Genomic DNA, 19,501 nt, shown 5'->3' with positions numbered 1-19,501 from the left:
CTCTTTTCACGCCGCCCTCAGCCCCTCCCATGCGGTGAACACCGAGACCGCGAACAGCAGCAGCCCCGCCGCGCGCCCGGCTATGATCGTCGCCCGGGGATTGTCGACGAGCAGTTTCCGGCTGCGTCCGGCGGTGATGGCGAGCCCGCCATAGATCGCCGCCTGCGTGGCCACTGTGAGCAGGCCCATCACGGTCGCCTGCATCCAGATCGGACCGTAAGCCGGCTTCAGGAATTGCGGATAGACGGCAATCACGAACAGATAGGCCTTCGGGTTGATCAGGCAGGTGACCAAGCCCTGGCGAAACGCCTTCCACGCAGTGCGGCTGCCCGGTGGGCCATTGTCGTCGACAGTGATGGAGCTGCGCATCAGCGTGATCCCGATATAGGCCATGTAGGCGGCGCCGGCGATCAGCAGCGGCGTGAACAGGATCGGCACGAAATGTATGAGCAGGCCGACGCCGATCGCGCCGTTCAGCGTATGCGCGACGCCGCCGAGCATGATGCCGCCGGTCGCTGCCAGACCTCGGTCGCGCCCGCCGGTCAGCGCATTGGCCAGCACGAACAGCATGTCCATGCCGGGCACGACGATGATGCCGAACAGCAGGACGAAGAACAGCCAGAGATTTTCCGTGTAGCTCATGTCAGTTGCGTGCACTCCCATACGGCCAAGCCAGCGAGCAATCCGTTGCTTTTCAAGCCGATGCACGCTCCTATAGAACGCCCCAACTGACGAGGGTGTGTCAGTTGCGTTGAAAGCCGGTGGGAAAATGCGCAAGGCGTCGCGTCTGTTCGAGATCATCCAGATCCTGCGCTTGGCTCGGAAACCAGTGACGGCGGCCATGATCGGCGAGCGGCTGGAGGTGACGGTGCGCTCGGTCTACCGGGACATCGCAGCGCTGCAGGCGATGCGCGTGCCGATCGAGGGCGGGCGCGGCATTGGCTATATCCTGCGCCCCGGCTTCGACCTGCCGCCGCTGATGTTTTCGATCGAGGAGATGGAGGCGATCGTGCTGTCGCTGGCGCTGCTCGAACGCACCGGTGACGAGGAGCTCAAGCAGGCCGCCAAGCGCGTCGGCGCCAAGATCGCTGGCGCCGTGCCGCCGCCCTTGCGGCAGACGCTCGACGCCAATGCCTTGCATGCCTGGGGGTTCGCGGCACCGTCGGCGGGCGCGATCGATCTCGCCTTGGTGCGCCGCGCAATTCGCGACGAGGAGAAGCTGGATTTGTCGTATCGCGACGAAGCGGGCCGGGACACAAAGCGCATCATCCGTCCGGTAGCGCTCATCTATTACGCGGAGACCGCCAACATCGTCGCCTGGTGCGAACTGCGCCAGGCCATCCGCAACTTCCGCAGCGACCGCATCGAGGACTGCAGGACGACGGGCCTGTGGTTCAAGGGCGAAGGCGACCGCCTGCGCCAGACCTGGGTGGAGGGCTGGGAGGTCGATGCCTCGGCGAGCACCACCTGACGAGGGGCTAGCTTACCTTACATCCATCCAACGCTGTTCCTGGAACGAACGCGCCATCGCATGCACCGTGCGCTCGATCTCCAGCCCCTCGTCGAAGTCGATGATCCGCGCCGGCTTGCCGGCGATGCGCATCAACAGCTCGCGGCACTCGATCATCTTGAGGTCGTTGAAGCCGAGGCCGTGGCCGGGCGCCGGCACGAAGGCACCGTATGGTTTGTGGTGCGGCGCCACCAGGATGGTGCGGTAGCCCTGTTCGGTCGGCCGGTCGGCGGTGAGGTAGAGCTGGAACTCGTTCATCCGCTCCTGGTCGTAGAGGATCGAGCCCTTCGAGCCGAAGATCTGGATGGCGATGCGGCCCTTGCGGCCCCAGGCCGAGCGGTTGACCAGCAGCGTGCCGGCGACGCCGTTCTCCAGATGCATCAGCACGCTGGCGATGTCGTAGGTCTCGACCGCGCGGCGCCCGCCGGACGCGACCTGCCGGTCGGCATAGGGTTTGACCATGTCGCACATGACGCGGGCGACGCGGCCGAACAGCACCTTGATCAGCGACAGCGGGTGCACGGCGAAATCGTCGAGCGCGCCATAGCCGGAGGCGGCCTCATGCTTCCAGAAGAACAGCGCGTCGGGGTCGGCCATGAAGTCCTCGTCCATCTCGATCCGCACGAGATTGACCTCGCCGATGACCTTTTCCTCGAGCAGCGCGCCGATGTGCCGGATCGCCGGGTTCTGGATGTAGTTGTAGCCGAGCGCGGCCACCTTGCCGGATGTCCTGGCCGCCTTCGCCATCGCCTCGGCCTCGTCGAAGCCCGGCGCCATCGGCTTCTCGCACCAAAGATGTTTGCCGGCTTCCAGGATGGCGATCGCCATTTCCGGATGGAACTGGTTGGGCGTGGTCAGCGAGACGACCTCGACTTCCGGATCGTTGACCACGGCCCGCCAGTCGCCGGATCCCTTGGCGAAGCCGAACTCGCCGGCCTTGCGCCGGGCAAGCTCGTCGGTCACCTCGCCAAGATGCACCAGCCTCGGCTTGTCGACATCAGGGAAGACGGTGCCGACCGCGTTCCATGCGATGGCGTGGCACTTGCCCATGAAGCCCGTGCCGATGAGGCCCACTCCGACCATGTCGATGTCTCCGAGATAGGGGTAGATGACATGGATGAATTAATCCATTTTGGTAGAAAATGGAACGTCCAAATCATTTTTTATGGTGTTCTTGCGCGAAGCCGCTATGATGAGGCAGGAGAGGAACACCAGCATGGCCGTGGGCGGAGCGACGATGGACGAACGGGTGCCTCGCGATTTCGAAACGCTGCGCACGACGATCCTGGAACGGCGTGCGAGCCTGCCGAAGCGCATCGCGCAGATCGCCGCCTATGCGCTCGACAATCCCGACGACATCGCCTTTGGGACGGCGGCAAGCATCGCCGCTTCGGCCGGCGTCCAGCCCTCGACGCTGATCCGCTTCGCCCAGCAGCTTGGCTTCGATGGCTTCACCAGCCTGCAGCTTGTGTTTCGCGAGCGCTTGCGTGAACGCAATTCCTCTTATGACGAGCGGCTTGCGGCACTGCGCGCCAAGGCTGAGGAAGGTGCCGGACACCGGGCGATCTTCGACGGCTTCGTCGCCGCCGCCAGCACCTCGCTTAGCGACATTTCGCGTGCGCTGAACGATGCGCATTTCGAGCAGGCGGTTGCCTTGCTAGCCAGGGCCGAGACCATCTACGTGCTGGCCAAGCGCCGTTCCTACCCGGTCGCGTCCTACATCGCCTACGCGCTGGGCAAGCTCAAGATCCGCAACCAGCTCGTTGAATCCGCGGCTGGCCTCAATGCCGAAATAATCGGCTTCGCCACGCCGCGCGACGCGGTAATCGCCATCAGCTTCTCGCCTTACGCACCGGCGACCATCGAGGAGACACGCTCGATCTCGGAGCAGGGCGTGCCGATCGTCGCCATCACGGACAGCTCTTTCTCGCCGCTTGCCCAATTCGCCCGGGTCTGGTTCGAAGTGGCCGAAGCCGATTTCGGCGGCTTCCGCTCGCTGTCGGCGACGATGGCGCTCGCCATGGCATTGACCGTTGCCGTTGGCGAAAAACGTCGCGACGCCGGCCGCAAACGCAGGGCTTGAACGGCATCGCCGTCGCCGTTTTTCCATCCGGGAACACTCATTCCATATTGACTACAGATTGGAATTATTATTTCATATTGACGGCGCCACGCTGCCGTCCGCGCGTGCTGCCCAAAACAGCGCTGCTCTGCACAGCAAGGCCGATGGGAGGTTCGAATGGGCGAAGCCGTGGAAGCGAAACATCCGCCGCTCGACGTCATCACGATCGGCCGCGCCTCGGTCGATCTCTACGGCCAGCAGATCGGCTCGCGCCTGGAGGACATCACCTCTTTCGCCAAGTCGGTCGGCGGCTGCCCGGCCAATATTTCCGTTGGCACTGCAAGGCTTGGCCTGCGCTCGGCGCTGCTCACCCGCATCGGCGACGAGCAGATGGGCCGCTTCATCCGCGAGCAGCTCAGCCGTGAAGGCGTCTCTGTCGACGGATTGAAGACGGACAAGGAGCGGCTGACGGCGCTTGTGCTGCTGTCCGTCGAGGACGAAGGCGTCTCGCCGATGATCTTCTACCGTTCCGACTGTGCCGACATGGCGCTGTCCGAAGAGGATATCGACGAGGCGTTCATCGCCTCGGCACGCGCCGTCGTCGTCACCGGCACGCATTTCTCGCGCCCCAATTGCGATGCCGCCCAGCGCAAGGCGATCCGCCTCATGAAGGCGAAAGGCGGCAAGGTGGTGTTCGACATCGACTACCGTCCGAACCTCTGGGGTCTTGCCGGTCACGCCGAGGGCTTCGAGCGCTACGTCAAGTCGGACCGCGTCTCGGCGCAGCTGAAGACGGTGCTGCCGGATTGCGATCTCATCGTCGGCACCGAAGAGGAGGTCATGATCGCTTCGGGCGCCGACGATTGCCTGAGCGCGCTGAAGACGATCCGCTCCTTGTCCTCGGCCACCATTGTGCTGAAGCGCGGCGCCAAGGGCTGCATCGTCTATGACGGCCCGATCAGCGACGATCTCGAGGACGGCATCGTCGGCAAGGGTTTTCCCATCGAGATCTATAATGTGCTCGGCGCCGGCGACGCCTTCATGTCCGGTTTCCTGCGCGGCTGGCTCGGCGGCGAGAGTTTTGCCACGGCCGCCACCTGGGCCAATGCCTGCGGCGCCTTCGCCGTGTCGCGCCTGCTCTGCGCGCCGGAATATCCGACTTTCGAGGAGCTGCAGTTTTTCCTGAAGCACGGCAGCAGACATCTGGCGCTGCGCAAGGACGACGCGATCAACCACATCCATTGGGCGACCACGCGCCGGCGCGATATCCCATCGCTGATGGCGCTCGCCTGCGATCATCGCGTCCAGTTGGAAGATGTCGCCGCCAAGGTCGGAGCCGACGCGTCGCGTATCCCCGACTTCAAGGTGCTCACCGTCAAGGCGGCGGCCAAGGTCGCCGCCGGCCGAGATGGCTACGGCATGCTCATCGACGAGAAATACGGCCGCGACGCCATGTTCGAGTTCGCCCGCCACCCCTTCGCCTGGCTCGGCCGCCCGGTCGAATTGCCGGGGTCGCGGCCCGTGCGCTTCGAGTTCTCGCAGGACATCGGCTCGCAGCTGATCGATTGGCCGGTCGACCACTGCATCAAATGCCTCTGCTTCTACCACCCGGACGATCCGGAAGCGCTGAAGAGCGAGCAGCAGCAGAAGCTGAGAGCCCTGTTCGAAGCCGCGCGCAAGGTCGGCAGGGAACTTCTGGTCGAGATCATCGCCGGCAAGCACGGCAAGCTCGACGACACCACCATTCCTCGCGCGCTGGAAGAACTCTACGCGCTCGGCATCAAGCCCGATTGGTGGAAGCTCGAACCGCAAGCCTCGGCAGGCGCCTGGGCCAAGATCGAACAGGTGATCGTCAGGAACGATCCCTGGTGCCGCGGCGTCGTGCTGCTCGGCCTCGAGGCGCCGCAGGACGAACTGGTCGCGGCCTTTGCCGCAACGGCCAATGCGCCGGTCGTCAAGGGATTTGCCGTCGGTCGCACCATCTTCATCAACGCCGCCGAACAATGGCTTGCCGGCAAGATGTCGGATGACGAGGCTGTCGCCGACATGGCCTCGCGCTTCGAGCAGCTGACCGAGGCGTGGCTTGCCGCGCGCGGCCGCAAGGCAGCATAACAAGGCGGCATCCGGAGGAAACGACAATGACCAACACCGTTCGCCTGACGATGGCGCAGGCAGTGACCCGCTTTCTGTCCCGCCAGATGACCGAGATCGACGGCAGGAAGCTGCCGCTCTTCGGCGGCGTCTGGGCGATTTTCGGCCACGGCAATGTCGCCGGCATCGGCGAGGCGCTCTACCAGGTCCGCGACGAGCTGCCGACCTTCCGTGCCCATAACGAACAGGCGATGGCGCATGCCGCGATCGCCTATGCCAAGGCGAATTTCCGCCGCCGTTTCATGGCCGCGACCACCTCGATCGGCCCCGGCGCGCTGAACATGGTGACCGCTGCTGCCCTTGCCCATGTCAACCGGTTGCCGGTGCTTCTGCTGCCCGGCGATGTCTTCGCCAACCGCTTGCCCGATCCGGTGCTGCAGCAGGCGGAAGATTTCTCCGACGGCACGGCGAGCGTCAACGACTGCTTCCGCGCCGTCTCGCGCTATTTCGACCGCATCACGCGGCCGGAACAGATTATCCCGGCCCTCAATCGCGCCATGCAGGTGCTGACCGATCCGGCCGAGTGCGGCCCGGTCACGCTGTCGCTCTGCCAGGATGTGCAGGCCGAGGCCTATGACTATCCCGAAAGCCTGTTTGCCGAGCGCGTCTGGACGCTGCGTCGGCTCCGCCCGGACCGCCACGAACTGCAGGTCGCGGTGGCGGCGCTGAAGGGCGCCAGGAAACCGCTGGTGATCGCCGGCGGCGGAGTGCTCTATTCGCAGGCTTCCGCAGAATTGGCCAAGCTGGTGCAGGACGCGGGCATTCCGGTCTGCGAGACGCAAGGCGGCAAATCCTCCCTGCCCGATGATCATCCGCTTAACATGGCGGCGGTCGGCGTCACCGGCACCTCGGCCGCCAACCGGCTGGCCGAAGAGGCCGATGTAGTGCTTGCCGTCGGCACCCGCCTACAGGATTTTACCACCGGCTCCTGGGCGCTGTTCAAGAATGCCGACCGCACCATCATCGGCCTCAACACGCAAGGTTTCGACGCCGGCAAGCATTGGGCGCTGCCACTGGTCACCGACGCGGCCGAAGGTTTGGCCGAACTCGCCGCTGCATTGAAGGGATGGAAGGCGCCGACCGCCTGGACCGACAACGCGCTGAGCGGCAAGAAGGATTGGCAGGCCGCGGCCGCCAAGGTGACGGCCTCGACCAATGCCGCCTATCCTTCCGATGCGCAGGTGATCGGCGCCGTGCAGCGCGCCCTGGGGTCGGGCGTCACCCTGCTGCACGCTGCCGGCGGTTTACCGGGCGAATTGCACAAGCTGTGGCAGGCGGGCGCGCCCGGTTCCTATCACGCCGAGTACGGCTTCTCGACCATGGGCTACGAGATCGCCGGCGGTCTCGGCGTCAAGATGGCGAAGCCCGACCAGGAAGTCGTCGTCATGGTCGGCGACGGCTCCTATCTGATGCTGAATTCCGAGATCGCCACATCGGTGATGCTGGGCCTGAAGCTCACCATCCTGCTGCTCGACAACCGCGGCTATGGCTGCATCAATCGGCTGCAGATGGCGACCGGCGGCGCCAACTTCAACAATCTGCTCAAGGACGCCCGCCACGAGGTGATGGCGGAAGTCGACTTTGCCGCGCATGCTGCAAGTCTCGGCGCGATTTCCGAGAAGGTGGCCTCGATCGCCGAACTGGAGACGGCGCTCGCCAAGGCGAAGGGCAACGACAAGACCACCGTGCTGGTCATCGACACCGACCCGCTGGTCTCGACCGAGGCCGGCGGCCACTGGTGGGATGTCGCCGTGCCGGAAGTCTCGTCGCGACGCGAAGTGAACGCCGCGCGCAAGAAATATGAGGACAAAAAGCAGATGCAGAGCATCGGTGATTGAAGCCGGCGCGGCCCCTCACCCATACCCTCTCCCCGTGAAGAACGGGGAGAGGGGGCGTCAGCGCTGGAGCTAGTCCTTCTCCCCGTCACTATACGGGGAGAAGGTGCCGGCAGGCGGATGAGGGGCAGCGTCGACCAACGAAAATTGGATAATCCGAATCTGGAGTGACGACTTGAAAGCCAAACTGGGCATGTCCCCCATCGCGTGGTGGAACGACGATCTCGTGGAATTGAGCGACGACGTGTCGCTGGAGGAATGTCTGCGGCAGTCGCGTTCGGCCGGCTTCACCGGCATGGAGATGGGCCGCCGCTTCCCCAACGACCCGAAGGTGATGCTGCCGATCCTGAAGGAGGCCGACGTCACGCTCTGCGGCGGCTGGTTTTCCGGCACGCTGGTCAACGAGGACATGTCCAGGAACAAGGACCGCATCGAGCCGATGATCGACCTGTTCAAGGCCGTCAACGCGCCCTGCATTGTCTATGGCGAGGTCGGCCGCTCGATCCAGGGCGACCGTTCGAAGCCTTTGGCCACCAAGCCGAAGCTCACGGGCGACGAGATGAAGGCGTACGGCAGGCGTCTCACCGAGTTCGGTGAATGGTGCGCCGAGCAGGGCATGCCGCTCTCTTATCATCATCACATGGCGGCGGTCGTCGAGACCGAGCCGGAGCTCGACGCCTTCATGCGCCACTCCGGCGAAGGCATTCCGCTGCTGCTCGATGCCGGCCACCTCGCCTTTGCCGGCGGCGATGTGCTGCGCGCCATCGACAACCATCACAAGCGCATCAACCACGTCCATGTGAAGGACGTGCGCATGGGCGTCATCGACGCCCTTGATCGCACGAAGCAGTCGTTCCTCGATGCAGTCGCGCTCGGCGCCTTCACCGTGCCGGGCGACGGCTCGCTCGATTTCGGCGCCATCGTGCAACGCTTCGCAGATCACGGTTATGAGGGTTGGTTCGTCGTCGAGGCCGAACAGGATCCGAAGAAGAACCCGCCGCTGAAGATGGCTGAGGTCGGCCACAGAGAGCTGATGCGGGTGATGACGGCCGCCGGCTATACGGTGGAGACGCAAGGCTTCCCGAATGCCTGACTGGTGGATTTGCCGGGGCGCTCGCTCTATCTGAGGCGCTTGGAAAAAACCTGGATTGGCGCGATGAAAGATTATGAGCACCCCTTCTTCCGGCCGCTGTGGCGACGCATCGCCGTCGTCGCCGTCTGCCTGGTCTGGTCGGTGATCGAGTTCGCCTCCGGCACACCTTTCTGGGGCGTCATCGCGCTCGGCTTCGCCGGCTATGCGGTGTGGCAGTTCTTCTACCTATACAAGCCGGCCGAGGAGAAGCCGCCTGTTGAGCCGAAAGAATGATCGGAACCATGGCGCAGAAGCTTTTGTGGATTGGATCCTGCGTGTCTGAGGGATCGCATACGTTGGCGGTTGGCCGAAACGCCTCTCGCTCCGTCATCCACGGGCGAAGCGACGCGGCGCAGACCAGAGGATCCATGCCGTGACGTCAACACAGCCGCCGCGGTACAGAATTCTGCTCCGCTGCGCCTTTCGACCGAGGTTACGGCATGGATCCTAGGGTCTCCGCGACGGAGCTTCGCTCCTGCTGCGCCCTAGGATGACGACATTGAGAGGGACCGGCCAATCTCCAAGCTTTGTAAATAGTCCATCGAACGATGCGATCTCGGCTGCAAACAGACTGAAAAATCGGAATGTCCCGGAACTAAGGAGACAAAAAATGTCGAAACTGCTCGTCAAGGCCGACAAGGGGCACGGCCGCGTCGCTCACGTCACGCCGCAAAGCGCCGGCTGGACTTACGTCGGCTTCGACCTCCATCGCCTGAAGCCCGGCGAGACGGCATCCGGCGAGACGGGCAACCGCGAGGTCTGCCTGGTCTTCGTCACCGGCAAGGGTAGCGCATCGGTCGGCGGCAAGGGTCTCGGCCTGCTCGGCGAGCGCATGTCGCCCTTCGAGGGCAAGCCCTGGTCGGTCTATGTGCCGCAGGGCTCCGACTGGTCGGTGACCGCCGATACCGAGCTCGAGCTCGCGGTCTGCTCGGCGCCGGGCCTCGGCGGTGGGCTTCCAGCACGCGTCATCGGACCCGAGGATCTCGGCCAGGAAGTGCGCGGCAAAGGCACCAACACGCGCTACGTCACCAACATCCTGCCCGAGGGCAAACCCGCCGACTCGCTGCTGGTGGTCGAAGTCATCACCCCCGGCGGCCACACTTCCAGTTATCCACCGCACAAGCACGACCAGGACAATCTGCCGGCCGAGTCCTATCTCGAGGAGACCTACTATCATCGGCTCAACCCGCCGCAAGGCTTTGCCTTCCAGCGCGTCTACACGGATGCCAACGACAACGGCGAGCGCGATCTGGACGAAGCAATGGCGATCGAGGACGGCGACGTCGTGCTGGTCCCGAAGGGGTACCATCCCTGCGCGGCCTGCCACGGCTACGATCTCTATTATCTCAACGTCATGGCCGGTCCGAAGCGGACCTGGAAGTTCCATAACGCGACCGAACATGAGTGGCTGATGAAGGCTTGAGGTCCGACGCCGCCCGAACTGTTGGTCCAGCGCTAAAAAAGTCGCCGGCTAAGCACCGCCAGGGTTTATTTGCCTTCGAAAACCCACGAAAGCTTCGTCAATCCGTCATGGAAATCACCTATGGCGGGCTGACGAGGATCTTTCATGCGTTACGCCATCTATTACACGCCACGGCAGGACGAGCGCCTGGCGCGCGTCGCCGCCAACTGGCTGGGACGCGACCCTTTCGGCGCGGCGACGCGCCCAGTCGAGGCCGTGGGTGATCTGTCGGCGGCCGAAGTGGCCTTTCACACCGCTTCTGCCAGGCGCTATGGATTCCACGCAACGCTGAAGGCGCCGTTCCGGCTGGCGCCGAACGAGACGGAAGCCTCGCTTCGCGTCGCCCTCGACAGTTTCGCCGAAGCGGCGCCACCAGTCGTCATTCCGCGGCTTGTCGTCGGCCAGATCGACGGTTTTTTCGCGCTGGTGCCGGAAGCCCCGTTTGCCGCCCTCAACAGTTTCGCCGGCGAGGTCGTGCGCGGCTTCGACCGGTTTCGCGCGCCGCTGACGGAAGCCGAGATCGAACGGCGCAGTCCCGACTCGCTGAAGCCGGAGGAGTTCCGCAATCTTTGCCAATGGGGCTATCCCTACGTTTTCGAGACTTTCCGGTTCCACATGACGGTGTCCGGCCGCGTTGGGCCACAGGAAAGCCGCCGTCTTCGTGCAGCAATCGACAGCCTGTTCGCGGACGTGCTGCTGCATCCGGTGCCGGTGGATGCGCTGACGCTGTTTGTCGAGCCGGAACCGGGCGCGCCGTTCATGGTGCTCTCCCACCATGCGCTCAGCCGCCGCCCCGCCAGAAAAACCGCCTGATGCCAGTGCCTGAGACCATGGACCGCCTGAAATGACCGCCGAAACCGTGCTCGCCAATGCCCGCATCGTGCTTGCCGACGAGATCGTCGAGGGCTCTCTGCTGCTGCGCGAAGGCCTGATCGCAGCGATCGAGCCGGGCGCTACCCGCGCCGGCGAGGACATGGGCGGCGACTATATCCTCCCGGGTCTGGTCGAGCTGCACACCGACCATCTCGAAGGCCATTACGCGCCGCGTCCCAAGGTGCGCTGGAACCCGATCGCCGCCGTGCTTGCCCATGACGCGCAGGTGGCGACCGCCGGCATCACCACCGTGCTCGACGCCCTGCGCGTCGGCATGGACGAGGATGCCGACCTGAAGTCCGACGACATCCGCAAGCTCGCCGACGCGATCGCCGACAGCGTCAAGCAGGATCGGTTGCGGGCAGAGCACTTCATCCATCTGCGCTGCGAGGTCTCGGCGCCGGACTGCCTGAAAGCCTTCGTCAATTTCGAGGCCGACGACCGGGTGAGGCTCGCTTCGCTGATGGACCATGCGCCGGGCCAGCGCCAGTTCGTCGACATCGAGACCTATGCCTCGTATTACCAGCGCAAGCTGAAGCTGACGGGCCGCGATTTCCAGGAATTCTGTGACAAGCGCATGGCGGAATCGGCGATTAACTCTGGCCCGAACCGCGCCTTCATTTCCGCCGCCTGCCGCGAGCGCGGCATCGTGCTCGCCAGCCATGACGACGCTACCGCCGGCCATGTCGAGGAAGCGGTGGAGCAGGGCGTGCAGGTTGCCGAGTTCCCGACCACCGAGGAGGCGGCAAGGGCTTCCAAGGCGGCGGGCCTCGGCGTGCTGATGGGGGCGCCCAACGTCATGCGCGGCGCCTCGCATTCGGGCAACGTCTCGGCGAGGTCGCTCGCCGGCGACGGCCTGCTCGACATATTGTCATCCGACTACATTCCCTTCAGCCTGATCCAGTCGGCCTTCTTCCTCGGCAATGTCGTGGAAGGCATCTCTCTGCCGCAGGCTGTCGCCATGGTCTCCAAGAACCCGGCCGAGGCTGTCGGCTTGACTGATCGAGGCGTCATCGGGTCGGGCCGCCGCGCCGACCTGGTGCGCGTGCGCGTCGACGACCACGTCCCGGTCGTGCGAACCGTCTGGCGCGAAGGGCGCCGGGTGGCATGATGGTTTCGGCACTGATCGAGCGCGAGCTCACCGAAGCGCATCCTATCCGCACCGGCGTCTTCGTCGCGGTGGTCGGCCCGAGCGGCGCCGGCAAGGACACGGTGATCGGCTATGCAAAAAGCCGTTTTGCCGGCGAGCCTCGGCTGCATTTCGTGCGCCGGGTGATCACCAGGCCGAGCGACGCGGCAAGCGAGGATCATGACACGCTGGCCGATGCTGCCTTCGCCGAGGCCGAAGCCGACGGCGCCTTTGCCATCTGCTGGGACGCGCACGGCCTGCGCTATGGTCTGCCGGCCGATGTCGATGGAGCGATTGCCCGCGGTCATGTCGCGGTAGCCAATGTCTCCCGCGCCGCCATCACGGCGCTGCGCGCGCGCTATTGCAACCTTGCCGTGGTCGAGATCACCGCCGCGCCCGAGATCCTCGCACAGCGCCTGGCGGCGCGCGGCCGTGAATCGCGCGGCGAGGTGCTGGCTCGTCTGGCCCGCAGCACCAGCGTTGCGCTCGCCGGGCCGGACGTCACCTCGATCGACAACAGCGGCGCCATGGAGATCGCCGGCGAGCGCTTCGCCGAGGTGCTGCGCAAGGCAATGGCGTTCTCCGACCTGTCCGGGATGATCTGAGGCAGCCTTTCCCTTTTGCCGCAAGGAGAGAAGGACGAGGCAGAGCTACTCCGCAGGCGCGCCGGCGACGTTCCTGCGCGTCGCTTCCATCATCCGGCGCCGGGCGCGGAACACGCCCCATTGCTGGTCGACCAGCACGCCGATCAGGATCACCCCGCCCATCACCGCGAAGTTCAGCGAGGAGGGGATGCCGAGCAGGTTGACCAGGTTCTGCAGTTCCTGCAGCAGCACCGTGCCGAGCAGGACGCCGATCAGCGAGCCCTCGCCGCCGCGCAGCGAGAAGCCGCCGAGCACTGCCGCGGCGATGGCGTAGAGTTCGTAGAACTGGCCGTGGCTGGCCGGCGAGATCGAGCGGGTGTACATGGCGAAGTAGATCGCCGACAGTGCCGTCAGCACGCCGCAGATGACATAGGCGGCGATCACGACCCGTCCGGTGCGGATGCCGGAATACTTCGCCGCTTCCTCGTTCTTGCCGATGGCGTAGAGATAGCGCCCGAACACCGAGCGGTGCAGCACCACCCACATCACCATGGCGATGACGATGAGCGCGATGAAGCTGTTCGGCACGCCATAGGAACGGCCCGCGGTCAGGAATTCGAGGTCCGGGAAATTCTGCCCGAAGGCGAAGCCCGCCGTGCCGTCGGCGGTGTAGAAGCGCGCCACGCCGCGGTAGATCAGGAGGCCGCAGAGCGTCACCACGAAGGGCTGCATCTTGAGCCGCGTGATCAGCCAGCCATGCACGAAACCGATGACGGCGCCGAGCACGATGATCAGCACGAAGGCCAGCGGCCAGTCCATCTCGCGCACGGCGATGAAGTCGATGAACAGCGTGCCGAGCAGCGCCACCAGCGAGCCCACCGAGAGCTCGATGCCGCCGGTGATGATGACGAAGGCCTGGCCGATGGACAGGATGCCGAACAGGCCGATCAGGTTGGATGTGTTGGCGAGGTTGATCGGCAACAGGAAGCGCGGGTTGATGGCCGTCACCACCGCCCCGACCACCAGGATCAGGACCAGCAGGCCGAGATCTTTCTTGCTCATTGCACTCCTCCCACGGCGTGCGCCGGCAGGGGCTTCTTGCCCACCGCCAACCGAAGCACGTTCTCCTGGCTGAAATCGTCCCGGTCGAGAATGCCGGAGATCTGCCCCTCATGCATGACGGCGATGCGGTCCGAGACGCCGATCACCTCTTCCATGTCGCTGGAAATCATCAGCACCGCGACGCCGGCATCGGCCAGTGACCGCATCAGCCCGTAGATCTCGGCCTTGGCGCCGATATCGATGCCGCGCGTCGGCTCGTCGAGAATCATCAGCCTCGGGTTCATCGCCAACCATTTGGCCAGCACCACCTTCTGCTGGTTGCCGCCCGACAGGGTGCCGGTGCGGGTCAGCACTGACGGCGCCTTGATGCCGAGGTTCCTCTTCTGCTTTTCGGCCGTGGCGATCTCGGCGCTGGTCGAGACCATCGCGCGTTTGGCATGCGCCGGCAGGTTGGGCAGCGATATGTTCTGCGCGATCGACAGGTCGAGCAGGATGCCGGTCAGCTTGCGATCCTCCGGCACCAGGAAGATGCCGCTCGCCACCGCGTCCGCCGCGGAGCCGACATCCAGCGCCTTGCCGTCCAGCGTCACGCTGCCGCCGAGCCGCTCGTCGATGCCGAACAGCACCCGCGCCAGTTCCGTGCGGCCCGAGCCGACCAGACCGGCAAGCCCGAGGATTTCGCCGTGCCGCACATCGAGATCGACGGGGCGGTCGGGATAGGCGCTGGAGCGCACGGCCTTCGCCGAGAGCGCGACGCCGCCAGGCGCGCGCGCCGCCTCCGCAGCCTTCTCGCGCTCCTTCAGCATGCGCCCGATCATCAGCTTGACCATCTGATCGTGGTTGATCTCGGATTTCGGCAGCGTGCCCGCGAGCATGCCGTCGCGCAGCACCACGACGCGATCGGCGACGCGCTCGACCTCGTGCAGCCGGTGCGAGATGAAGATGACGCTGATGCCTTCCGCCCGCAGCCCCTTGATGACGTCGAGCAGTTTGTCGGTCTCGGCGATCGGCAGGCTGGAGGTCGGCTCGTCGAGGATCACCAGCCGCGCCTTGATCGACAGCGCCTTGGCGATCTCGACCATTTGCTGCTGCGCCAGCGACAGCGAGGCGACCGGGGTGTCGGCCGAGAAATTGGCGCCGACGCGCTTCAACAGCGGCGCTACCATCTCGCGCAGCCTGGCGCGGTCGACCAGCCTCAGCGGCCCGGCCTTCAGCGGCTCGCGGCCGAAGAAGATGTTGGCGGCGACGTCGAGGTTTTCGAACAGGTTGAGTTCCTGGTGCACGAAGGCGATGCCGGAACCGATGCTGGCTTCCACGGTAAGGCCGTCATGCGCTGTGCCGTCGACGGTGACGCTGCCGCTGTCCGGCCGCGTCACGCCGCCCAGGATCTTCATTAGCGTCGATTTGCCGGCGCCGTTCTCGCCGACCAGGCCGATGACCTCGCCCGGCCTGACCTCCATCGAGAACCCGTCCAGCGCCACGACGCCGGGATAGATCTTGCGCACGTTCTCGAGGCTCAGGAACGGAGCGGATTGGACGATGGATGGGTCGGAATAATTCATCACGCCATAATTCATCGCGCGCCACACTGACGGCGCTTGTCGGCAGCCTGCGGCAACAGACTGACGGGCCTTGGCAGACCCGTCAATACGGACGCCGGCTCGAGGTCGAGCTCGAGCCGGCGCAAGCCCATTGGGCTTATTTGCCCGCCATCGCCTTGAGGTTGGCGGCATAGGCGTCGACGTCGTCCTTGCCGATGATCTTGGTCGGCACGATGATCAGGCCGTTGGCCGGGATGCCCGACTTGTCGCCCTTGAGGTAGGAAGCCATCAGCTTCATGCCCTGATAGGCCCATTCGAACGGCTGCTGCACAACGGTCGCGGCCACCGTGCCTTCCTTGACGCCGCCCAGCGTGATCGGATCGTCGTCAAAGCCGACGACGGTGATCTGGCCGAGCTTTCCGGCGTCGCGCAGCGCTTCATAGATGCGGGGCGTGTTGTAGGAATAGAAGCCGACCATGCAGGTGATGTCGGGGCTGGCGACCAGCGCGTCCTCGACATTCTTCTTGGCCCGCGCCTGGTCGATGTCGTCGCCGCGCACGTCGACCAGCTCGATTTTGCTGCCGGCAAGGCCGTCCTTCATGCCCTGGATGCGCTCCTTGGCGTTGTCGGCGCCGAGCAGGCCGACGAAGCCCAGGCACTTGCCGCCGTTCGGCATTGCCTTCTTGGCGATCTCGGCCGCCTGCTTGCCGGCGTCGACATTCGACGAGCCGATATAGGCGACGCGCTTGGTCTGCGGCGCATCGGAGTCGGTGGTGAACAGTGCCGTCTCGGAGGCGATCTTGTTCAGCCCGTCGGTCGAGGTCTTGGGGTCGACGGCGGAGACCATGATACCCTTGACGCCTGCGGTCACCAGATCGTCCATCAGCCGCTGCTGGATGGCGACCGAGGACTGCTCGGGATATTTGAGCTCGAGATTGTAGTCGGGCAGTTCCCCTTGAGCCTTCTTCACGCCGGCTTCCGCCGCCTTCCAGAAGTCGGACGCGCCGTTGACGACGAAGGCCAGCGTCGGTTTGTCGTCGGCACGCGCGATCGCGCTCGCCGACAGGCCGAGCGCCAGCGCCGCCGCGGCGATGGATGCGTTACGGATCACAGATTTCATGTTCAACCTCCCTTTTGAAAACTGATCGCGGAAATCTCGGCTGCGGCCCCGACGCCTCTCCTCCCAAGCCCTGGTATGCAAAAGGGGTCGGGCAACCAAAGTTCAGGGCCCCTCCAGCCGCGACCGGAACACTAGACACTGATTTGCAGTTCGTAAATAGTCCGATTTGTCTGACATTTTCGTGAGAGTGCGGCTGCCCTGTTCCGGATCCCTGCCGGCCTCGTGGCGTGCCGCAATCGCACCTGCCGGGGCCGGCGAAGCTGGGCCGGCCGCGACGAATTGACAGTAGAACGCTTACAGATATTAGTAAATAGTATTAGTAATGGAGTCGCTGGGCGGGCGCCAGCAGCGGAGATGCCGGGACCTGAGGCTGTCAGGGAAGAAGAACCGACGGCGTCGAGAAGCCGCCATCTGGCGGGAATTCCGCCACGAATCGTCAGTCTTGCTGACCCTTCGGCCATTTCGTCGGTAGGCGATGCGGCTGGCGCGGAACAAGTTGCGTCTGATAATAGTTATAACCAAAGCCGGCGCGCCGGACGAAAACCTTCTTGCCGTTGCGGCCGGCCTTGCTTAACAACCGGCCGGGTTTGGGAAACGACCATGAGCGAACCGACGGAACTGCGCGACCCTCCGGATGCCTCTCGGCGCCGCAAGCCGTCGGCGAGGCCGAAGGGCCGCGTCACCATGACCGACATTGCGCGCGCCGCCGGCTGCTCGCAGGCGACGGTCTCCTTTGTGCTCAACAATTCGCCGGGCATCCGCCTGTCGCAGCAGACGCGCGACCGGGTGATCGAGGCGGCCCGCTCGCTCGGTTATTCGCCGCCGGTCTTTTCCGCTCTGCGCCCGCCGGTGACGCCCTTCGAGGGGTTGGACGGCGTCATCGGCTTTGCCGTCGACCAGCTCGCCACCAGCCCGGAGGCGGTGGTCGCCATCGAAGGCGCCCGCCAGGCCTCGTGGAATGCCGGCAACGTGCTTCTGGTGGCGCAGACGATGGGCGACGCCGTGATGGAACTGCGCGCTATTTCAGCCCTGACGAAGCGCGGCATCTCGGCGCTGATCTACATGACCATTTTCACCCGCGAGATCACCGCCCCCGAGTTCCTCTACAGCCTCGACATTCCGGTGATCCTGCTCAACTGCTACACCGCCGATTATGCCTTTCCGGCCGTGGTGCCGTCCGAGATCGCCGGCGGCCAGAGCGCGACCAGGCATCTGATCGGCCATGGCCACCGTCGCATCGCCACCATCACCGGCGAGCCGTGGATGCAGGCCGCGCAGGATCGGTTGAAAGGCTACCGCCGCGCATTGGCCACCGCCGACATCCCCTTCGATCCCGAGCTGGTTGTCGAAGGTGACTGGTCGGCCAGCGCCGGCTATGCCGCCACGGTGAAGCTGCTGGCGCTGAAGGACCGCCCGACCGCCATCTTCTGCCAAAACGACCGCACCGCGATCGGCTGCTACGAGGCGCTGAAGGAAGCGGGCCTGCATATCCCTGGGGACATTTCCGTCGTCGGCTATGACGACGAGGAGATCGCTCGCCACCTGTTCCCGCCGCTCACCACCTCGATCCTGCCGCATCTGGCGATGGGCCAGTGGGCGATCGAGCAGCTCGAGACCCCGCCGGTGCCCGGCCGCGGCCGCTATCCGATCACCAAGCTGGAATGCCCCTTGGTGGAACGGGAGAGCGTGGCGAGCGTGCCCGCACAATTCCGGTGACCGGGACCTGACACAGGCCTATGCTGGCGCGCTACACCGGAAACGCGCTCATGTGGCCGAACCATCGCCTATGCGATCTGCTGAACATCGAACATCCCATCATCCAGGCGCCGATGGCCGGCTCGGCGACACCGGAACTCGCGGCGGCGGTAAGCAACGCCGGCGGGTTGGGATCGCTCGGCTGCGCATTGATGCTGCCGGACGGCCTGCGCAGCGTCACGCAGCGGCTGCGCGCCCTGACCAGCCAACCGATCAACCTCAATTTTCTCGTCTGCCCGCAGTCCAGCACCAGCGATGCCGTCCTGGCGGAGGCCATTGCCAGGCTGCGGCCTTACTATGAAGAACTGTCTCTCGAGCCGCCGACTAGGCTTCCCCCGATCGGGCCGGGTTTCGATGACGAAAAGCTCGACCTGGTCCTCGATATAAAGCCGCCGGTCGTGAGCTTTCACTTCGGCATGCCGGACCCGGCCAAGGTCGCCAGGCTGAAGCAGGCCGGGATCGCAATCATCAGCACCGCGACGAACGTTGCCGAGGCACGCAAGCTCGCCGACAGCGGTGCCGACGCGGTCATAGCGCAGGGATGGGAAGCGGGAGGCCACCGGGGTTCGCACGCGCCCACAGGCCCTGGCGATGGCGTTGGAACGATGGCGCTGGTTCCCCAGATCGTCGATGCCGTCAAGCTTCCGGTCATCGCAGCCGGAGGGATCGCCGATGGCCGGGGCATTGCGGCCGCCTTCGCTCTCGGCGCCAGCGGCGTGCAGATCGGCACCGGCTTTCTGTCGTGCGACGAAGCCGGCACCGACCCACCGCGCCGAGCATTGATCCGTGCGGCGACGGACATGGACACGATGGTCACCGATGCCTATTCGGGCCGGGTCGCCCGCGCCAGGCGCACACGCTATGCCCTGGAGATGGAGGAAAACCGGACGCGCCTCCCCGATTTCCCGCAAATGTATGCGCTGAGCGGGCCGCTTGGCGATGCCGACCAGGCAAATTTCGCCTTCCATCTCTACGGGCAGGCGGCCGCGCTGAACCGGGAGCTTCCGGCGCAGGAACTGGTGCGAACGCTTGTTGCTGAAACGGGCAGGGTGTTCAACGCCCTCTCGGCCCGCAAGACCACGCATGCCTGAGCGAGGTTCCCCGTTTTGGGGTTTGGCGAAATCGCCTGCTGCAGCCCTTTCGCCCCGTTTACAGGGCGAAATGTCCAGCAGGACAATGAGGGGCGGCGCCGGCCTGTCAAGCAAAACGATGCCAGCCCGAAGCAATCTAAAGCGTCGCGCTGAAACGGATTCAGGCGACGCGCTTTAAGTATTTGATTTGATGC

17 protein-coding genes are annotated in these 19,501 nt (G+C 64.9%); 12 read left to right on the top strand and 5 right to left on the bottom strand.

Features of this window, described 5'->3' with window-relative positions; genetic code table 11:
- Nucleotides 1–6: 6 nt before the first annotated feature.
- The gene (locus tag EJ074_RS15040) at nt 7–642 is read right to left on the bottom strand and encodes a LysE family translocator (protein WP_095805112.1); all 636 of its coding nucleotides are present in this window, start codon (nt 640–642) and stop codon (nt 7–9) included.
- Nucleotides 643–769: 127 nt separating this feature from the next.
- Between EJ074_RS15040 and EJ074_RS15035 the strand changes: the two genes are divergently transcribed.
- Nucleotides 770–1,471, top strand: a complete 702-nt coding sequence (locus EJ074_RS15035; protein ID WP_095805111.1) for a YafY family protein — start codon at nt 770–772, stop codon at nt 1,469–1,471.
- 12 nt (nt 1,472–1,483) lie between these two features.
- On the opposite strand, the gene EJ074_RS15030 is transcribed toward EJ074_RS15035, so the two are convergent.
- Entirely contained in the window at nt 1,484–2,593 is a 1,110-nt protein-coding gene (locus tag EJ074_RS15030; protein ID WP_095805110.1) for a Gfo/Idh/MocA family oxidoreductase, read from the bottom strand.
- 154 nt (nt 2,594–2,747) lie between these two features.
- Here EJ074_RS15030 and EJ074_RS15025 point away from each other — a divergent pair, with 154 nt between their 5' ends.
- The 9 genes from EJ074_RS15025 (at nt 2,748) to phnN (ending at nt 12,759) form a co-directional block, all read left to right on the top strand.
- Nucleotides 2,748–3,593 carry a MurR/RpiR family transcriptional regulator gene (locus EJ074_RS15025; RefSeq protein WP_165350085.1) on the top strand — a complete coding sequence of 282 codons (846 nt, stop codon included), beginning with the start codon at nt 2,748–2,750 and terminating at the stop codon, nt 3,591–3,593.
- 156 nt (nt 3,594–3,749) lie between these two features.
- Nucleotides 3,750–5,684, top strand: a complete 1,935-nt coding sequence (iolC, locus tag EJ074_RS15020; protein WP_095805109.1) for a 5-dehydro-2-deoxygluconokinase — start codon at nt 3,750–3,752, stop codon at nt 5,682–5,684.
- 26 nt (nt 5,685–5,710) lie between these two features.
- Nucleotides 5,711–7,561: a 3D-(3,5/4)-trihydroxycyclohexane-1,2-dione acylhydrolase (decyclizing) gene (gene iolD / locus EJ074_RS15015; protein ID WP_129553553.1), complete on the top strand. Its 1,851-nt coding sequence runs from the start codon at nt 5,711–5,713 to the stop codon at nt 7,559–7,561.
- A gap of 172 nt (nt 7,562–7,733) precedes the next feature.
- Nucleotides 7,734–8,651 carry a myo-inosose-2 dehydratase gene (gene iolE, locus EJ074_RS15010; RefSeq protein ID WP_095805107.1) on the top strand — a complete coding sequence of 306 codons (918 nt, stop codon included), beginning with the start codon at nt 7,734–7,736 and terminating at the stop codon, nt 8,649–8,651.
- A gap of 63 nt (nt 8,652–8,714) precedes the next feature.
- Nucleotides 8,715–8,924, top strand: coding sequence for a DUF3329 domain-containing protein (locus EJ074_RS15005; RefSeq protein WP_095805431.1), 210 nt, complete (start codon nt 8,715–8,717; stop codon nt 8,922–8,924).
- 376 nt (nt 8,925–9,300) lie between these two features.
- Nucleotides 9,301–10,113 (top strand): 5-deoxy-glucuronate isomerase, encoded by an 813-nt coding sequence (iolB, locus tag EJ074_RS15000; protein ID WP_095805106.1) that lies wholly within the window; start codon nt 9,301–9,303, stop codon nt 10,111–10,113.
- Nucleotides 10,114–10,257: 144 nt separating this feature from the next.
- A complete protein-coding gene (locus tag EJ074_RS14995) occupies nt 10,258–10,965 on the top strand; it encodes a DUF1045 domain-containing protein (protein ID WP_095805105.1) in 708 nt (235 codons plus the stop codon).
- 31 nt (nt 10,966–10,996) lie between these two features.
- Nucleotides 10,997–12,136: an alpha-D-ribose 1-methylphosphonate 5-triphosphate diphosphatase gene (locus EJ074_RS14990; protein WP_095805104.1), complete on the top strand. Its 1,140-nt coding sequence runs from the start codon at nt 10,997–10,999 to the stop codon at nt 12,134–12,136.
- On the top strand, nt 12,133–12,759 hold the full coding sequence (gene phnN / locus EJ074_RS14985) for a phosphonate metabolism protein/1,5-bisphosphokinase (PRPP-forming) PhnN (RefSeq protein ID WP_165349942.1): 627 nt from the start codon (nt 12,133–12,135) through the stop codon (nt 12,757–12,759). The genes EJ074_RS14990 and phnN overlap by 4 nt, the downstream gene beginning before the upstream one ends.
- A gap of 45 nt (nt 12,760–12,804) precedes the next feature.
- On the opposite strand, the gene EJ074_RS14980 is transcribed toward phnN, so the two are convergent.
- The 3 genes from EJ074_RS14980 to EJ074_RS14970 form a co-directional block, all read right to left on the bottom strand.
- Nucleotides 12,805–13,800, bottom strand: coding sequence for an ABC transporter permease (locus EJ074_RS14980; RefSeq protein ID WP_095805103.1), 996 nt, complete (start codon nt 13,798–13,800; stop codon nt 12,805–12,807).
- A complete protein-coding gene (locus EJ074_RS14975; RefSeq protein ID WP_095805429.1) occupies nt 13,797–15,362 on the bottom strand; it encodes a sugar ABC transporter ATP-binding protein in 1,566 nt (521 codons plus the stop codon). Before EJ074_RS14975 ends, EJ074_RS14980 begins: the two co-directional genes overlap by 4 nt.
- Nucleotides 15,363–15,498: 136 nt before the next feature.
- A complete protein-coding gene (locus tag EJ074_RS14970) occupies nt 15,499–16,461 on the bottom strand; it encodes a sugar-binding protein (protein ID WP_095805102.1) in 963 nt (320 codons plus the stop codon).
- Between the two features lie 600 nt (nt 16,462–17,061).
- Between EJ074_RS14970 and EJ074_RS14965 the strand changes: the two genes are divergently transcribed.
- A complete protein-coding gene (locus tag EJ074_RS14965; protein ID WP_165349941.1) occupies nt 17,062–18,177 on the top strand; it encodes a LacI family DNA-binding transcriptional regulator in 1,116 nt (371 codons plus the stop codon).
- A 50-nt stretch (nt 18,178–18,227) separates the two neighbouring features.
- Nucleotides 18,228–19,307 carry a nitronate monooxygenase gene (locus EJ074_RS14960; RefSeq protein WP_095805427.1) on the top strand — a complete coding sequence of 360 codons (1,080 nt, stop codon included), beginning with the start codon at nt 18,228–18,230 and terminating at the stop codon, nt 19,305–19,307.
- Nucleotides 19,308–19,501: the final 194 nt, after the last annotated feature.

Origin of the sequence: Mesorhizobium sp. M3A.F.Ca.ET.080.04.2.1, assembly GCF_003952525.1 — a bacterium.
GTDB lineage: Bacteria > Pseudomonadota > Alphaproteobacteria > Rhizobiales > Rhizobiaceae > Mesorhizobium.
Note: the sequence above shows the minus strand (reverse complement) of the source record. Positions and strands in the feature narration are given on the sequence as shown.

What these genes read in the sequence shown, in the direction of transcription:
- EJ074_RS15040 (WP_095805112.1), bottom strand. Translation starts at nt 642, where the DNA reads ATGAGCTACACGGAAAATCTCTGGCTGTTCTTCGTCCTGCTGTTCGGC.
- EJ074_RS15035 (WP_095805111.1), top strand. Translation starts at nt 770, where the DNA reads ATGCGCAAGGCGTCGCGTCTGTTCGAGATCATCCAGATCCTGCGCTTG.
- EJ074_RS15030 (WP_095805110.1), bottom strand. Translation starts at nt 2,593, where the DNA reads ATGGTCGGAGTGGGCCTCATCGGCACGGGCTTCATGGGCAAGTGCCAC.
- EJ074_RS15025 (WP_165350085.1), top strand. Translation starts at nt 2,748, where the DNA reads ATGGACGAACGGGTGCCTCGCGATTTCGAAACGCTGCGCACGACGATC.
- iolC (WP_095805109.1), top strand. Translation starts at nt 3,750, where the DNA reads ATGGGCGAAGCCGTGGAAGCGAAACATCCGCCGCTCGACGTCATCACG.
- iolD (WP_129553553.1), top strand. Translation starts at nt 5,711, where the DNA reads ATGACCAACACCGTTCGCCTGACGATGGCGCAGGCAGTGACCCGCTTT.
- EJ074_RS15005 (WP_095805431.1), top strand. Translation starts at nt 8,715, where the DNA reads ATGAAAGATTATGAGCACCCCTTCTTCCGGCCGCTGTGGCGACGCATC.
- iolB (WP_095805106.1), top strand. Translation starts at nt 9,301, where the DNA reads ATGTCGAAACTGCTCGTCAAGGCCGACAAGGGGCACGGCCGCGTCGCT.
- EJ074_RS14995 (WP_095805105.1), top strand. Translation starts at nt 10,258, where the DNA reads ATGCGTTACGCCATCTATTACACGCCACGGCAGGACGAGCGCCTGGCG.
- EJ074_RS14990 (WP_095805104.1), top strand. Translation starts at nt 10,997, where the DNA reads ATGACCGCCGAAACCGTGCTCGCCAATGCCCGCATCGTGCTTGCCGAC.
- phnN (WP_165349942.1), top strand. Translation starts at nt 12,133, where the DNA reads ATGATGGTTTCGGCACTGATCGAGCGCGAGCTCACCGAAGCGCATCCT.
- EJ074_RS14980 (WP_095805103.1), bottom strand. Translation starts at nt 13,800, where the DNA reads ATGAGCAAGAAAGATCTCGGCCTGCTGGTCCTGATCCTGGTGGTCGGG.
- EJ074_RS14975 (WP_095805429.1), bottom strand. Translation starts at nt 15,362, where the DNA reads ATGAATTATTCCGACCCATCCATCGTCCAATCCGCTCCGTTCCTGAGC.
- EJ074_RS14970 (WP_095805102.1), bottom strand. Translation starts at nt 16,461, where the DNA reads ATGAAATCTGTGATCCGTAACGCATCCATCGCCGCGGCGGCGCTGGCG.
- EJ074_RS14965 (WP_165349941.1), top strand. Translation starts at nt 17,062, where the DNA reads ATGAGCGAACCGACGGAACTGCGCGACCCTCCGGATGCCTCTCGGCGC.
- EJ074_RS14960 (WP_095805427.1), top strand. Translation starts at nt 18,228, where the DNA reads ATGTGGCCGAACCATCGCCTATGCGATCTGCTGAACATCGAACATCCC.